This window comes from Polycladomyces abyssicola, assembly GCF_018326425.1.
Taxonomy (GTDB): Bacteria; Bacillota; Bacilli; order Thermoactinomycetales; family JIR-001; genus Polycladomyces; species Polycladomyces abyssicola.
The window spans coordinates 423,125-439,541 of the sequence record NZ_AP024601.1; the positions used below are offsets into that span (position 1 = coordinate 423,125).

At 51.2% G+C, this 16,417-nt stretch carries 13 protein-coding genes; 8 read left to right on the forward strand and 5 right to left on the reverse strand.

All coding sequences use genetic code 11. The features are described from left to right. Positions 1–39 precede the first annotated feature (39 nt). The gene (locus KI215_RS02190; protein ID WP_212773970.1) at positions 40–1,395 is read right to left on the reverse strand and encodes a helix-turn-helix transcriptional regulator; all 1,356 of its coding nucleotides are present in this window, start codon (positions 1,393–1,395) and stop codon (positions 40–42) included. 378 nt (positions 1,396–1,773) lie between these two features. Between KI215_RS02190 and KI215_RS02195 the strand changes: the two genes are divergently transcribed. The 4 genes from KI215_RS02195 to KI215_RS02210 all read left to right on the forward strand — a co-directional run bounded on the left by KI215_RS02195 (position 1,774) and on the right by KI215_RS02210 (position 6,379). Beyond that, complete coding sequence (locus KI215_RS02195; RefSeq protein ID WP_212773971.1) at positions 1,774–3,480, forward strand: transglutaminase domain-containing protein; 1,707 nt, start codon at positions 1,774–1,776, stop codon at positions 3,478–3,480. 426 nt (positions 3,481–3,906) lie between these two features. Then, positions 3,907–5,130 carry a hypothetical protein gene (locus KI215_RS02200; protein ID WP_212773972.1) on the forward strand — a complete coding sequence of 408 codons (1,224 nt, stop codon included), beginning with the start codon at positions 3,907–3,909 and terminating at the stop codon, positions 5,128–5,130. A gap of 1 nt (position 5,131) precedes the next feature. Further along, positions 5,132–5,752, forward strand: a complete 621-nt coding sequence (locus tag KI215_RS02205) for a class D sortase (protein WP_212773973.1) — start codon at positions 5,132–5,134, stop codon at positions 5,750–5,752. Positions 5,753–5,905: 153 nt separating this feature from the next. Beyond that, positions 5,906–6,379, forward strand: coding sequence for a hypothetical protein (locus KI215_RS02210; protein WP_212773974.1), 474 nt, complete (start codon positions 5,906–5,908; stop codon positions 6,377–6,379). An 80-nt stretch (positions 6,380–6,459) separates the two neighbouring features. Here the strand turns inward: KI215_RS02210 and KI215_RS02215 are convergent, their stop codons facing one another. The 3 genes from KI215_RS02215 to KI215_RS02225 form a co-directional block, all read right to left on the reverse strand. Then, a complete protein-coding gene (locus KI215_RS02215; RefSeq protein WP_212775018.1) occupies positions 6,460–7,962 on the reverse strand; it encodes a phospholipase D-like domain-containing protein in 1,503 nt (500 codons plus the stop codon). Positions 7,963–8,604: 642 nt separating this feature from the next. Next, positions 8,605–8,769, reverse strand: coding sequence for a hypothetical protein (locus KI215_RS02220; RefSeq protein ID WP_212773975.1), 165 nt, complete (start codon positions 8,767–8,769; stop codon positions 8,605–8,607). Positions 8,770–8,918: 149 nt separating this feature from the next. After that, entirely contained in the window at positions 8,919–9,071 is a 153-nt protein-coding gene (locus KI215_RS02225; RefSeq protein WP_212773976.1) for a hypothetical protein, read from the reverse strand. 217 nt (positions 9,072–9,288) lie between these two features. Here KI215_RS02225 and KI215_RS02230 point away from each other — a divergent pair, with 217 nt between their 5' ends. From KI215_RS02230 to KI215_RS02240, 3 genes are all read left to right on the forward strand, one after another. Then, positions 9,289–10,194: an RluA family pseudouridine synthase gene (locus KI215_RS02230; RefSeq protein ID WP_246512261.1), complete on the forward strand. Its 906-nt coding sequence runs from the start codon at positions 9,289–9,291 to the stop codon at positions 10,192–10,194. A 72-nt stretch (positions 10,195–10,266) separates the two neighbouring features. Then, the gene (locus KI215_RS02235) at positions 10,267–11,913 is read left to right on the forward strand and encodes an esterase/lipase family protein (RefSeq protein WP_212773978.1); all 1,647 of its coding nucleotides are present in this window, start codon (positions 10,267–10,269) and stop codon (positions 11,911–11,913) included. 339 nt (positions 11,914–12,252) lie between these two features. After that, on the forward strand, positions 12,253–13,026 hold the full coding sequence (locus KI215_RS02240) for an SDR family oxidoreductase (RefSeq protein ID WP_212773979.1): 774 nt from the start codon (positions 12,253–12,255) through the stop codon (positions 13,024–13,026). Between the two features lie 99 nt (positions 13,027–13,125). Here KI215_RS02240 and KI215_RS02245 read toward each other — a convergent pair whose 3' ends face one another. Continuing rightward, entirely contained in the window at positions 13,126–13,284 is a 159-nt protein-coding gene (locus tag KI215_RS02245; RefSeq protein ID WP_212773980.1) for a hypothetical protein, read from the reverse strand. A 279-nt stretch (positions 13,285–13,563) separates the two neighbouring features. Between KI215_RS02245 and KI215_RS02250 the strand changes: the two genes are divergently transcribed. Beyond that, positions 13,564–16,266: a transglycosylase domain-containing protein gene (locus KI215_RS02250; protein ID WP_212773981.1), complete on the forward strand. Its 2,703-nt coding sequence runs from the start codon at positions 13,564–13,566 to the stop codon at positions 16,264–16,266. Positions 16,267–16,417: the final 151 nt, after the last annotated feature.

The window sequence follows — 16,417 nt, forward strand, 5'->3', positions numbered from 1 at the left end:
GGCTTTCCAAAAAAAGCGGCGGGTAACCTATTACATGGGTTACCCGCTTTTTTGTTGTGCCGTTTTGATTGGGGTGGGCAAATCGACATCGAAATCGACGGTCGGGATCAATTGACCGTAATGCCGGGATGCTTTGAGCAACAATTCGGCACCCCGTTGATGTTCACCCTGTTCCAGGAAGTATCTTCCCAGCGTATGAGCTGCACGTGCGATTTTTTCTCCAATGTCCAGTTCCTCGAAAATCTCGATGGCACGCATATAGTAGGTGACGAATGTTTCCGGGTTGTTTTCGGCGTAGGCGATTTTCCCGAGGTAGATGTAGCATTCCGCCAAAAAGTTTTTTCTGTCTTGGAGCAGTTCCAGAGCTGTGAGGATATGTTTTTTGGCCTGGACGAGGTCTCCGCGTTTCAAGTACGTTTGGCAAAGGGATTGGTGGACCACTCCGATTTCCCAGTCGGGCAATCCACCGGGCTCCACTACATCCAGTGATTGATTCAGAAAATGGATCGCTTTTTCGGTGTTGCCCAATTTCATGTGGCAGATGCCGATTTCGTGATAGGCCCGCGAGATGAGAAGTGAGGAAACAAGAAACTGATCACACATGCGCAGGATGCGTTCAAAGTAATGTAACGCCTCCTCATATTCGCCGTTGTAACAGTAGCATGATCCGATCAGTTGCAGCAGATGGCACATTTCCAGCCAGCGGTCGTGTGCCGACATGATCTGCATCGCTTTTTCCGCGTACAGGATGCCGAGGGAGGGGTTGGCCAGCAGCAAGTATGTTTTTCCCAGGTTGCCGTATATGTACCCTTTCTCAATCTCGTCCGTTACATCGGCCAATCGTTTCTCCGCCGCCTTGTAGTGCCACATGGCCTTTTCGTATCGGGCCATGTGGAATTCCATGTTCCCTTTGATCCGTAAATATTGGACTAGAATGTCAGGATCATTTCGGAAATTTTCCCATTTTTCTTCGAAGGATTTCATCAATTGTGTATACCGGTCAACATCAAATTTGTGCTCATACAAGTTGATTTCCAAAAGATCCACTTTCATCAGGATATGGGGGTCGGAGACGGATTCCACCAGTTTGTGAAGTGTGTCGACATACTGATGAGCCTGTTCGAAGCCGTTGGCTTCATAGATGAGTGCAGATCGCGCTTTTTCGATCAGGGACTGCACTTGCTCCATCGTGTTTTCGTCGGTAACTCCCATCAAACTCTCCACACTGGTCTGAAGCCGCTTGGCCAGTGGGAGCAGTATGTCTGGACGGGGCAATGCTTTGCCGTTTTCGATCAAGCTGAGATAAGGAGTGGAAATAATACCTTTAGCCAGTTGCGATTGCGTCAAACCCAGTTCCTTTCGCCGGCGTCGGATGTTGTGACCGAGCTCGATCACGGTTCACCTGCCTTTAATTCTGAGGCAACATTTCATGTTTTGAAAAGATTCCTTTGCATATCAATCTTACATGGAACTCAGTTGGTGTCAAGAAACAAATACAGGCTTGAAAAATGCAATTTTTGGGGGTTTTAAAACATGGTCAAAAAACTGCGTCAAAAACGAAAAAATGGGGGGGAGTTTTTGTCGAATATTGTCGAAGTTTTAAAAACACAGCATCGGAAATCTGGTGTACACTATTATTGACCGAAGGCGCTCGTTCACTCGGTCTGGTCTTGGTCTATATGAATGCGGGGTCGCATCGTGCGGTCCCATTTTTTTGTTTTCAACAATGTGTTGCTGCGATTTGATCCGGTTTCGTGAGATAATGGAGGCAAAATGGATCGGAAACGGGGTGACTGCGTGCGACGAGTGAGACAAACCGGTATCACCGTTTTGTTATTGTTGATGTCGGCCATGTTTTCCGCTTGCGATCTACCGTTTCTCAAACAGGACAGCTCCACCGATCCGTTGGCGGAGATGGTACAGCAATTCAACGCACAATGGATCAAGGAACCGCTCCAGTACTCTACCTACGCGCGGGAAGTAGGGGCATCGCTTTCTTCCCCGCGTTATCAGAGGTTTGCGGTAAATGAAATGTTTTCTCTTTCCGGCACGGTGAAGAATCATCGCGGATTGCGATCGCCATTTGTATGGGTGGGTCTCCGGAAAATGGGGGATCATTCGGCAGCTCCGGAGAACGAATTTGATATCTACATTCCCATTAAAAATGGGACGTTTGCGCAAAGCATCCGGTTGTTTGCCGGTAAAGGTGAGTATCAGGTGACGGTTCGCTTGCCGAGCCGAGAGAAAGCCGATACTTTCTACGAGCTGACGCAATTTACCGTCGTCAACGTCAATCCTCGGGTGAAACGAGACATTGCCTATTCGCCGTATGCGTGGGAGACGGGGCTTTCTCTCAAGCAGCCGTCACAGGGGTTGGTCCGGGCGAATGGCCGGATTCATGTGACAGGCATCATCCGTCAAACTTATGGGCGCCACAATGTGATGATCCAACTGGTGAAAGGCTCACAATCCTGGGATCGGTTAGTTTCGGTGAAAAACGGAGCATTTGCCGCCGACATTCCCCTCTATTACGGTAAGGGGATTCATCAGCTACGGGTGCTGGTGCCGGATGCCAAGCACCAGCGATACTATCAGGAAGGCGCGGAGATTTTGGTGGATAACGCCGATCGATCGAGAAAAGCGCCGATCCGGTATTTTGCTGATTATGAAAAACGGGGAATACAGATCACGGTGCCGCAAGCCAGTGGAGGTACCGGAAAATACACCTATCGGATCGCCGGTCGGATCGACCCGGACGCGCCTTACGCCGGTGAGACGAGGGAATTGATCATACAAACGGTAAAAGACGGCGAGGAAGCCACTTACTTTATCCCGGTCAAAAATTATCGGTTTGACGGGGTTTTTTGGCTCCGGTTCGGACCGGGACGGTATGAGGTGTCGGTCAATGTTCCGGAAATCACTCACCAACATCGTGACTATTTCCGCTTTTTCCGTGTCGCCCAGTTCGAGGTGAACGCCACGGGTCCGAAAGATCTACGCTATCTTTTGCCGTCCAGGGGTATTCAGTCAGATTCTCCGCAAATCGAAGCGTTGGCACGCCGGATCGTTGCCGGCCAAATGGATGATCGAGCCAAAGCCAAAGCCATATACCGATACGTCGCCACCCATGTGCGTTATGATGTGGACAAATTTCGGACAGACGCGTTCGAGCTCGATGACAGTGCATTAAAGACATTGCGCGAGAAAAAAGGAGTCTGCCAAGACTATACCTTTCTCACCGTTGCCTTGTTGCGGTCGATCGGGATCGAAGCACGGTTCGTGGAAGGCATGTCCCAAGGCAACCGGCACGCGTGGGTGGAAGCACGCATTGACGGTAGGTGGTTAACGATGGATCCTACTTGGGGATCAGGGTATTTGACGCCGGACGGTCATTTCGTGGCCAAATACGATCCCCGATACTTCGATCCGGACCCGGCTTTCTTCGCCCGAACACATCGGCGTACCGGCGTGATGTATTAAGAGGTATTCTGCATCTCTCAGGGTGACCACTTTCCCTCTGAAATTCCTCTCGAAACAAGCCCATCGGGACACTTAGTTGGGTGTCTCGATGGGCTTCGTTGTGTTAGGAATGGATGACTCATCACTACCATTTCGTTAGACGAAACAATACAATTTTCCTGGGTAATAGCGGCCCGATTTTGTTACGAGACGCAAGGTATCGCTATGGAGCTTTGTCCTAACCGGACAGCCTGTTACGGCGTGTTGCGTGACTATAAAGAAGATGGAAATTTCTTTCAGAAAAATTTATTGGTGACGATTTGATCGTGTTTATCGATTTTGTACACAAATATAGGTTTTTCAAATAAAAACAAATATTGCCTTAATGAAAACCCTTATGCTATCATTTTTTCGTGATTCATATTTCTTTTGGGAGGATTGGGAATCTTGAGACTGGTATCCACCCTCATGGCCCTCCTGTTGGTGTTTGCGGTGATCCCCACCACCTGGGCCAACTCCGGTTCTGCTGCGCTGGATGTCAAACATGAAGTGAAGGACGGCAAACACATCGTTACGGCGACCATCCCGGGCGCGACCCAAGCAGACGGTGAATGGACGCTGAAAGGGCAAACGGATATCGAAACCAAAAAAGAATCCCAAAGCCCGTCCGTCACCTTCGAGCTCCCGGCTTCCCTGACGGAAAAAGGTGGCGTGTTGGAACTGACGGTCACTTTTAAAGGAAAAGTGGACAACGGAACGGAAGACAAGGAGTTGTCCGGCAACGTATCGGTAAACCTGGATAAGTCCAAACCGGGCAATGACAATGACAAGGGTAATGACGAACAAAATGTAACGAATGAAGATCAAAAAGGAAACGGCGATGAACAACCCGGGGACGTTCCCGGCAACTACGACATCAAGGTCCATCAAGATCTGACTGACGAAGGGGCCATCCTGTTCAAAGCCGAGATTGAAAATGCCAAAGACGTTAAAGGGAAATGGGAATTCACCATTGACGGGTTGGATCCCGTAACTTCCAAAGACGGCACGGCCGTGTTCGAAGATTTGTATCAAGAGGGTGAATACACCCTGCACGTGAAGTTCACCGGAACGGTGGACGGGAAAGAGGTCACGCTGGAAAAAGACCATGATTTCACCATACCGGGAATGAAAATCACCTATACGACGGAAAACGGCAAACACGTGATCAAGGCCGAGTTGACCTATGCCAAAGAAGCACAAGGCATCTGGTACATCGGTGTGGGTCATCAGGAAGACGAAGAAATAATCACGGAAACCATGTCCGAGCCGGATTACAAAGGAACGTCTTTCACCTATACCCTCGACAAACTGGAGCCGGGCACCTATGATGTGGTTGCTATGTTCATCGGTGAGGTGGACGGTGCGCCGATGGGAACGATCAACACGATCAGCATCGAGGTGAAGGACGGCGGTAAAACGGTGGTGCTTCCGCCCAAAGACGGGGATGGAAAAGATGCGAAAAAACCGCCGATCATGCCCGTGAAAAAAGGCAAAGAAATGATAAACAAAGCCAAAAAAGGCGGCAAATTGCCGGTAACGGCCACCGATTACCCGATGGGTACGCTGTTTGGCGGCCTGATGCTCCTGATCGGTCTGGCCCTGCTCAAATTCCGCACGGTGAGGGGATAACATGACGCGCGCGATCGCCGTTCTGCTCATCATCATCGGAAGCCTGACCCTGTTGTACAACGGCTTTCAATGGTGGGATCAACTCCATATCGCGGTGTATGATCCGGAGATGGCAATGTCGATCGCGAATGACGGACTGGATACCTCACCACGGCCCGCATTGTCGCAAGGAATCACTTCGCACCAACAGCCCCATTCGGGAGAGATGATCGGAAAACTGATCATCCCCCGGATCGGGGCCATTTTGCCGATCGTGGAAGGAACGAGTCCCGATGATCTGGCTAAAGGGGTGGGCCACTACGTCGGTTACGGTACCGTGATGCCGGGGGAAACGGGGCAAGTGGTTCTGTCCGGGCACAGGGATACGGTGTTCCGCCGGATGGGAGAAGTGCGAAAAGGGGACAAACTGTACGTCCAAACAGCCGACGGGATGTTTGTTTATCAGGTGCGTACCATGTGGGTGACTGATGCGGACGACCGAACGGTGATCGTTCCTTACCCCAAGCCGATCCTGACGCTGACCACATGTTATCCGTTCAACTATGTGGGCAGTGCGCCCGACCGGTATATCGTACGGGCGGAATTGATCGGGATTGATTTGAAAAAGAAGATGGTAAGGTAGAATCACAGGGTCATGATCAATGGACTGTTAAGTCCAATGAAAGGTCGTTTCGCGCTTAGCTTTTCTCTTTGATTAGTGTTTTAACATCAGTTGGCAGATGGTTTTCAACCTGCCTATTTTTATTTCGGGCCGATTGTAAGTTGGGGGGATTTAATGAGACAGCTTGTACGGTTGTGGTTGCCCCATCTTCTGTTCGTGACAGGATGTGCGGTGTTCTTTTTTGTCTATTTGGAGCTGATGATCTCTGTAGTTTGGCGGTGGGGAATCATCAATCCGAGTACCATCGGTTCATTGATTATGTGGGGGGCCTTGTTGATTGCGTATTTCATCGCGGGCAGATGGTATATCCGGTGGTACGCCAGACGTGTATTATATGCCATGTATCCGAATAATCGGCGAAAACAGGTGAAAGCGGCCTGGATGGGTGGTTGGGCTTTCATTTTTCCGGCGTTGGTTTGTCTGGCGGCTTGGATTTGGGGAAATGTGCACGATCGTGGGGACATGTCCAATGGGTACGTGGTGTTCGCCGCCATAGGCACTGTGGCGTTTTTCTTTGCTGCCACCGTTTACGGCCTGTGGGTGCGGGCAGAATTGATCGGGATTGATAAAACAAAGATGGATGGATAGATTGGCTCTTTCCGTCTACCCCCTGTAATAGTCTGGAAACAAGAACCAACTTTAGGAGGAAAAATGGAGCAACAGAGCATCTATAACAACGGGGAGAGCAGGCGCGCTCCTTGATCGAGAATACGCTGTGAAAGAGAGCGGTTCCTCAAATCTTCGATCTTCAACAGTTCGGAATCAGTGAGATCGTGCTCGAATTGCTCTGTAAGTTCTCTTGCCACGTTGGCACTATACAAGACTTCGCATACCTCGTAATCCAGGCGAAAACTTCTCATATCATAGTTTGCAGCGCCTACTACGGAAATCTCCCCATCGATAATCATAAGCTTCCCGTGCAATATACCTTTGTTGTACAGGTAAATATGGACCCCGGCTTCCAACAATTCTCCATAATAGGTGCGGCTTGCAGCGCCCACGATCATGGTTGTGAGGTCCATTTGACGAGGAACCAGCAATCTAACCCGAACACCGCGTGCCACGGCTGTCTTTATCGCCATGATGATATCGGCATCGGGCACAAAATAGGGAGTGGTGATGTCAATAGTCCGGGTCGCTTGTGTCAGACAAATGAAGTATGACTGCCGGATGATTTGGGTGGGAATTCCAGGATTACCTTCTAACGTTTGTACGTATGCTTCCTGCAACGTCTCTGTGTTCGGAATAGTGTCATCACTGGAACCATCCATGGTGCCCAACTCAGCGCCCCATTCTGTGGACCAATCGGCAAAAGAAGCTCTACCTGGTTGAGTGATGTTCTGCAATATATGCCTTGGACTCTGAATAGGCTTTAAGGTATCTTCAACTTTTTTGTTACGTGTCCTCGTCTTCATCCGTTCCGGCGAAGCGATGCTCCAATGAGCGTCGAAGACAGCTTGCAAATCGGCTGCAACTTCACCTACAATTCGCACATGGTTGTCGCGCCAAAACCCTACATTGGGCTTCAATCCTGTATACTCATACCCGACGTTGATACCACCTGTAAAAGCTTCCTTTCCGTCGATCACGACGATCTTACAATGATCCCTGTAATTCCAATTGGATAATAATACCGAAGGGAAGCGCACGGGAAAAAACGTACGGCATTCAATCCCTGCATCCATCATCCGAATGATCTGACGCCGTGGAAATTGTCGGCTTCCAAAACCGTCTCTCAAAAATCGGACCTGGACACCTGCGGAGGACCGTTCGATTAGCAGGTCCGTGATAAGTCTGCCAATTTGATCATCCCGATATATGTAATATTCCATATCAATTGTTCTTTTCGCGTTCCGTATAGATTCGATAAGTTTCTCATATGTTTCAATGCCGTTCTTAAGCACCTGAACTCGGCCAGTCCGAAGGCCATGTACGGTCAAATGCCGTAAAGCATGAGCGATGACCGAGGCTGTGCGGCTGAATGAATCAGGCAACTTATCCGACTTATTGTGTGGAGACGTCAGTCTTTCTCGACGAATGCGCACAGGATGCGATGCGCTAAGATAGAGCCCAAAACCGATAAAAGGAAAAATCAGGTTGATGGTTAACCAATTCAAAGCATTGGCTGGTTTTCGTACTTCGCGGATCGCTATGGTTAACATTAAGAACATATTTAATAGGTACAGCCAAAGAATCCACACGAATGAATCCCTCCCTCATTCCTAATAAGATGTCCAAACTGTTATGCCCGTATACTGGTGGAATTTCAGCCTTTAGCGCATAAAGCGGTAATACCTTAAAGGGGAAGATAAGCCACCGGCCCCTTACCTTATGACCTGTTACTAAGCTAACTTTCGGTGCGATAAAAAAACTGTTTCTGAAATAAATTTGAAAAAGAAACACATTCCGGTTCGAATAATCCGTCATCATGATGGAGAGGTACTATGAAGAAAAAGGGATATAAGTATGTTTTAGAACTAGGATTGAGTACAATCGGATTTATTTCCTTTTCGATTTTTTTCGGTTATGCATTATACGGGAATTGAAGCGATGCACCCTCTTGGATTCCGAAAGGATTTTTCCCTGAGGATTTTCCTGGGGAATGGTGGAATCTGGTGATTGTAAAACTTTTCTTTTATTTATCTGTTACTTTTGCTATTGTATGCGGTATGTTGTTTCTAGTTGAACTCAGAGAGTTATTGATTAATAGAGGATTTAAAGATAAGAAAAAGTAGATGGTTGATGAGAAACAGCCCCGAAGGACATGTCTGCTGAACAAAGTGATTAACCTACTTCGGGGCACTGAAACAACATCATTCACCATCCGGATAATGTTTGGCCAAATATTCATGTATCGCCTGGTCTGCTTGTTCCAGCGTGTCGAATACGGCAATTTCACCGGAGAAATCCACCTGTACGCGCCCGTCGGGCAACAGGCGCCGGTCGACGGATACAGGGTCTTGGCGGAACGGTTCCATAGGGTATTGGCTCCTTTTTGTATCAAACATGTTTGGGAGGCGGTTTTTCACATTCCGCTTCCTCACCGGGACAGAATCACCCGGTTGTGGTCAGGTTGATCCTTCGCCTCCCAACTGGGTTGACCGGTCTTACATCTCCAAAAAATGCATCAGTCAGTCTGTTCTTCGGCTTCTTTGTTCATCGCGGTGACGTCGGCCGCTTCGTTGTTTTGTTCATAAGCCAGTTGAATGAATTGCGAGGCATCCGTTTCCTGCGCGTCTTCCATCTCTGTGAAGCGGGGATCATTCTTTTTGGCGTCCATCTTCGTGGCCTCCTTATTGGTGATAACCATATTATGGGGAATTGGCCGGAGGATTATGAGACGGATGTATGGGGAAACGGGTTTCGTTTTCTTCTTTTTCGATGGAAACGACTATAATGAATTGATACAGCAGTGTACGTCCGTATCGTGATCGTTTTTGTTTTTTGTTTGGTAAGTGGTGCGAGAAAGGGATGAAAACATGGAGTCACACACAGTGATGACACATCGTGTCGATGAGTCGGAGGACGGCAAGATGGTCCGCCAAGTCCTGCGCAACCGGTTCCGGTTTTCCCGCCGTCAGTTCCGCCGATTGAAGGTGACCGATGGTGTTCGGGTCAACGGTTCATTCGCCTATCTGACCTCCCGCGTGAAAACGGGGGATGTCATTACTGTCACCCTGACGGACGAAGAGCCGGTCCACATTCCTCCTCAGCCCGTTCCCTTACACATTCTGTATGAAGACGAAGATCTGCTGGTGTTGGACAAACAACCGGGTGTCGTTGTGCATCCGACCAAAGATTACCGGGATTGGACATTGGCCAACGGTTTGGTGCATCATTGGCGGGAAAGGGGAGAGGCTCACCAGGTGCGGCCGGTGACGCGGCTGGATAAAGAGACGTCCGGCTTGATCGTGTTTGCCAAGCACGCGCACGCCCATGCTTTTTTATCCGGGCAGATGGCGAACAAGCGGTATGAACGCGAATATTTGGCCATCGTGAACGGCCATGTGTCGCGAGCATCCGGTACGATCGATGCCCCGATCGGTCGGGACCCCGCCCACACCAGCCGTCGCATCGTAACCCCGGACGGAGCGGAGGCGGTCACCCACTACCGGGTGGAAGCGGCTTTTTCCAAGGCATCGTTGGTACGTCTTTCACTGCAAACGGGGCGAACCCATCAAATTCGGGTCCATTTGGCGCATCTCGGCCATCCGATCATCGGCGATACTTTATATGGAAATGAGGAAGATGCGGCCATGTGGGGGATGGAGCGGCAAGCTCTGCATGCCGCACGTTTGACGCTCATCCATCCGCGCGACAAATCTCCGCGCACTTGGGAGTCCCCCATGCCTGCGGATATGAAACAACTGTTGGACCGGGTGAAACAGGCGGAAAACAAGTGAAAAACAGGCGGCAGGAATTTGGCTCCTTTTCAAAGAAAGGCACAATCAATTCACGGAAAGGAGCGATACCCAGTGAGACACAGGAAATGGTTCGTTTTTGCTGCCTTGTTGATGTGTATTCTCTTGGTTCCCGGCGCACCGGCATCCGGGAAGGCAAGCGTACCGCCTCCTGTCAAGATGGGACAGGCGGGGGGCGCTGTATCCACCGCCACTGATCCGCCGGGAACATGGTATTTGGGAGCGACACCGCCCAATGCCGATCCCAGCAAGCCGCCAATCGTGTTTGTTCAGGGGTTGAACGGCACGGCCGAAAGCTGGTGGGAAGACACGGTATACCATGGCCACAACGATATGTATGAAGACGCTTACTATGCAGGATACCGGACGGCCTTCCTGCAGCTGTGGGACGCTTCAGGCAACGGCGGTGCCAGCATGTGGGACAACGGTCAATTGCTGGCCGGACTGTTGCGCCAAATTTCACAATACTTCGGGCAACCGGTCAATGTGGTGGCGCACAGCAAAGGCGGGATCGACACGCAGACTGCATTGGTGTATTATGGTGCCTCTCCCTATGTGGGCAAGGTGATCACGTTGGCGTCCCCGCATCACGGCTCGCATCTGGCCGATCTCGCATACAGCTGGTATGCGGGGTGGCTGGCTGAATTGCTGGGGGTCAAAAGTGACGGGGTATACGTCCTGCAGACGGGTTACATGGACCAATTCCGCTCAGATACGGACGGACGTGCCGAGGTGAGCAACAATCCGTTCTATACCGCAGCAGGTACCAACTGGGGACCATTCCCGTCCGCATTGTGGACGGGCGGGGCATATCTGTCGGTGCATGGCAGCAATGACGGGTTGGTTAACGTATGGAGTACCCAATTGCCCTACGCTTCGCATATATTTACGGAAAATTTCGATCATGATTTTATCCGCACCGGCACCGCTTCATTCTATCGGATTGAACCGTTGTTGCGAACGGGCAAAACGGCGATGACGGTCGAACCATCGTCGCATGTGTCCGCAACCAAGGATCGCGTGCAATCAGCGGCTACCCCCCAACAAGTGGTGCGCGGGCAATCACTCCCGGCGGGGCAAATTGTGACGGAGACGGTACCGGTTGAATCTGGTAATACCGAAGTGGTGTTCAATGTGATGACCGGACATGCCGGAGCACAGGTGATCCTGGAGTCCCCGACAGGTCAGATCTATAACAGCCAAAGCCCGCAATACTTCACTGGTGTGGATCAAGGTATTTTTCGGAATGCGAATGTAAACGCTTTTCGAATCGCGCAACCGGCAGCAGGAAACTGGAAAGTACGCATTCAAAACAGCGTGGATGATGCGTACCTGATGACGGTCACCTACACATCCGCGTCTGGACTGCAATATCAGATCCAGCCGGTCAAGGGCAAGACCGGGACCTATGCGATGAAAGTGATGCCCTCCGTAGCATCGGCCCGTTGGGACCGTTGGAATGTCCGTGTCCGTGTCGTTCCGCCTTCGGCTCAAACGGCAGCATCTATGAATCAACAAAGGATGGAGATGCGCCTCGTTCCTTCCCGTCAAGCGGGTGAATTTGTCGGCACATTGCCTGCCTTCACCCAAACAGGCGTGTATAATGTCACCGTCGATGTAAACGGTTGGACCCCGGACGGCCATCCGTTTGCCCGGACCTGGATTGAGTCGGTATACGTTCCGGGGAAAGTGTCTCGATGAAACGGTGAATATGAGCATAGGTTGACGGGGTGGCAAACCCAGCGATTCCCGATTTCCCGTCTCAACCCCGAATCGATAGCTAGAGTCGCTTGACGGGAAATTCGGATCCGCATTTTACCAGGGGGTGGCTGTATTCCCACGAGCGATCTTTGAGCTTGCTAAAAAGGGAGCGAGAGGGAAAACGGCTCACCGATATTAAGAATGGGGCTCAACCACTTTGTCAGCAGTATCTCCCCTTCCCACGAAGGGGGTTTTTTGTACCCGGATGTCCGTATGCTCCGTTCATGAAAAACGGGTGGATTTTCGATAGAATGGAGAAGGATGAAGGGAGGAAAACCGATGAGCCGACGAGTGGCTTGGGTTACGGGCGGCGCCACCGGTCTCGGGGTGATGATCGCCAAAGGACTGGCGGACGACGGCTATCATATTGCGGTCAACTATCGAAAGAGCCGGGATGCTGCTGAACGTTTGGTATCTGAGATTGAATCGGTCGGGCGGGAAGCGATGGCCATGCAGGGTGACGTGAGCAGTGTGGAGGATGTGCGGCGCATGTCACGGGCGATTCTGGATCGATGGGAGCGGATTGATGTGCTCGTTTGCACGGCGGGACCGTTTTTGTTCCGTCACATTCGCCTCACGGATCTTACGGACGACGAATGGCGCGAGATGGTGGACGGCAATTTGTCCGGCGTCTTCTACTGTGCGCGAGAAGTAATCCCCCACATGCGTAAACAGCGATTTGGCCGCATTATCACGTTTGGCTTTCCTGACGTGCAAAACGCGCCATCATGGCCGGGGGTGTCTGCTTATGCAGCGGCCAAAGCGGGTGTCGTCTCCCTGACGCGGTCGATGGCTGAGGAAGAAGCCCCCTATGGGATTACGGTCAACATGGTTTGTCCCGGCGATATCCGCCATCCCTACAAGGAAGCACCCATCGCCGCTGCACGAGGGAAAAAGGAACCCCGCAACCCGGTGGGGCGTCCGGGCACGGGGGAAGATGTGGCGCGAGTGGTTCGGTTTTTGGCACACCCGGATTCGGATTTTATCACCGGAGGAGTGATTCCGGTCACAGGCGGTTTTGATAACCGGGATTTTCGTTTCAGCCCGTCATGACGGGAGAATTGTCGGTTGGCATCGAACTTTGTTCATCGAACTGACAACGAAGGGGTAGAAAATTACGTTATAATAGAATGGTAATCCCAAATGGGATGATCAGCGGTCGAACAGCCGACCCAGTCCGAACCACATCAATGAACCTACCAATCCGATCAAGCAACCAATCCAGCCATATAGTTGCCATAGAAAAAGCGTCACCGCCAACCCGACCCATCCGGTCAATCGACAGGCAAACACGGCCGCTTTTCTGTTCATATCCCTCACCTCACGTATTGATGGTACATTGTCGGGTTGAGGGAAAACAAGGAGAAGTTTCCGTGAAAAATTGTCAATTTCGCAAATGGGTTGGACTGATTCTCGTGTTCTAGTAATATAAATCATTGGTATGATAAGAATTTTTCCAGGTTGTTCGGTGACGAAGACAAGCTAGTCACAGCCCGGCAATCCTGCACCGCAGCGCGTTCGGTGCGCGAAGTGGAGGATTTGTCGTTATTCCCTTTTGGGTGAAAAGCCAGGTGACAGGGGGTTGGAAGGATGGACGAATTGCGACGGAGCAGCCGCAACCGACCGTTGCGTTCTCGATCATCGCGGTCCGAAGCGCCGCCGGCGCGCTCGCGTGCGGCCTCCCGGGCGAGCCGCGGGGGTCAGGGCGGCGGTGGAAAGTCGGGGATTTGGCGTTTCTTTAACTGGAAATGGCTTGTATTGGTATTGATGACGAGTGGATTGATGATCATCGGTGGATGTTCTGCGTTAAAGGCGTATGCTAGCACTGTTAACTGGGATGATATGAAGAACCAAGATACGGCGTCCACTCTGTATGATCAAAAGGGTGATGAAATAATGAAGCTGGGAGATTCGGACAGGGAATATGTCACGTATGAACAAATGACCAAAGTGAACCCGGATCTCCCCAAAGCGTTCATCAAGGTGGAGGACGTCCGCTTTTACAAACACCACGGAGTGGACTGGTTCGGTTTCGGGCGTGCCATGGTGAAAAACATCATCACCATGTCAAAAGGAGAAGGTGGCGGGACCATCACCATGCAGGTGGCCCGGAACATCATCCTGAAAAACCGGGAAAAAACCGTTTCCCGGAAGTTGAAAGAGATGGCCACGGCCATGGCCATTGAAGACAACTTCTCAAAAGAAAAAATTTTGGAAGCGTATCTGAACAACATTTACTTCGGCAACGGGATCAAAGGCGTGGCGATGGCCGCCAAGGTGTATTTCGGCAAAGACATTACCAAAGATAAATTGGAACCAGAACAAATTGCCTTGCTGGCCGGATTGCCGAAAGCGCCGGAGGGATACAACCCGATCTATCATGCGGACAAGGCAAAGATGCGTCGAAATGTTGTCTTGATGAAGATGGCGGAAGATGAAAACCTGCCGCCGATCATTCAGCCTTCTGAGGTGGACAAATACAAGCAAAAGCCGCTCGGTGTCGATACCACCAAATTCAAGGAATACAAGAAGAAGAGCAAGCAGTATGACGCCTACAAGGAATATGTGATTCACGAACTGAAGGAACGGTATGACATCAGCGAGACCGATTTGGCGACCAAGAATTATAAAATCTACACCGGTTTGAATCCGAAAGCGCAGGTGGCCGTGGAGAAAGCGGTCAAAAACGATGAGCTGTATCAGGGCAATAAAGAGCTGGATGCCGGTGCGACGATGGTCAATCCGAAAAACGGCCTGATCGAAGCGATCGCCGGCGGTCGGTTCTACAAACCGACATTTGCCATCCGTTCGCTTGAACCGCACCAACCGGGATCGTCGATTAAACCGATCACCGTATATGCACCAGCGATTGACTTGAATGACGACATCAACGAATACGCGATGATTCCGGACGAGCCGGTTTCCTATGGCGGCTGGACGCCGAAAAACTATGAGAAAAAATACTACGGTCTCGTCCCGATGCGGGATGTCGTGGCCGAATCGATGAACGCGGCGACGGTATGGATTTTGGACAAAAAAGTTGGGTTAGACAAAGCCTTGAAGTTCGGTCGGAAAGCCGGTTTGCCGTTGACAGAGAAGGATAAGGGATGGTCGCCGCTCGCATTGGGCGGATTGACCGACGGTGTCAATACGGTGCAAATGGCACAAGCTTACTCCGCGTTGAACAACAACGGCGTGATGAATGAGGCCCATGCCGTGGATAAAGTGTTGAGTGCGGACGGAGAAGTCGTAGAACCCGATAAAGAAGTGAAAAAAGATATACGTGTATACTCTAAAAAAGCGGCGTGGTACACCACCCGGATGTTGTTGTCCGTTGTCTCCGGTGAGGGTGTGACTCATGGCAATACCGGGAAATTCGCCAAATTGGACAACGGTCAACCGGTGGCCGGAAAAACGGGAACCACACAAAACGGCAAAGACGCGTGGTTTGTCGGCTATACGCCGAAGCACGTGTTGGCGGTAACTATTTTCAACCCGCCGAAAGGCGAACAAGTGGAGTTGACCGGTGGAAAATATCCGGCGAAGATGTTCAAGGCGATCATGGAAGATACCATGGAATCCAACCACGAGCGGATTATGGCGTTTGATCCGCCGCCGGGCGTGCCGGAACCGACACCGCCGTTCCAGTTGATGGCCGTCAGCGTAGGTGGGCAGTATGATCCAGCGTCGCACGCCGTCAATCTGAGCTGGAACGCGCAAAACGACCCGCGCGTCAAATACCGTGTGGAGCGTTCCGAGGATCAGGTCAACTGGCAGCCGCTTGGCGAGGTACAAGGCGGTTCGTTTACGGATACCAGCATCCAAGTGCCGCAAGCCGGTGGAGGCGGTGGGTTGATCGGCGGACTCGCGCCGGCACCGCAACCGAAAACCTATTACTACCGAGTAGTAGCCATTGACACGAAAACCAACCAAGAACTGCCGTCCAACGTGGCGACAGTCCAAGTGACGCCGGATCAACCGCAAACGCCGCCACCTGATCAAGGGAACCCGCAAGGCAACCCACAAGGCAACCCGCAGGGCAATGACCAAGGCAATCAGCAGGGGAACCCGCAAGGAAATGACCAAAGTCAGGGACCCGGTGGTTTCCTGGATGGCTCGAGTGGCCAAGACGGTACGAACACGGGCGGTACAGACGGTACCAGCACAGACGGTACCGACGGTACCAGCACAGACGGTACCAGCACAGGCGGTACCGACCAAGGGACCGATACCGGAACCGATCGTGGCAACGGTGGACACAACGGCGGTGGCAACACCGGCTTTATCGGCTGACGTTGCTTCAAAAGGACTGGCTTTCTTGCCGGTCCTTTCTTGTTGACAAAAACCGTCCGCTCTGATCTCCCGTCTCCTCTTCATAGCGACAGCTAGAGTGGTTCGACAAGAAATTCGGACCCGCTATTTCGAGAGGGCAACTGTTACACCG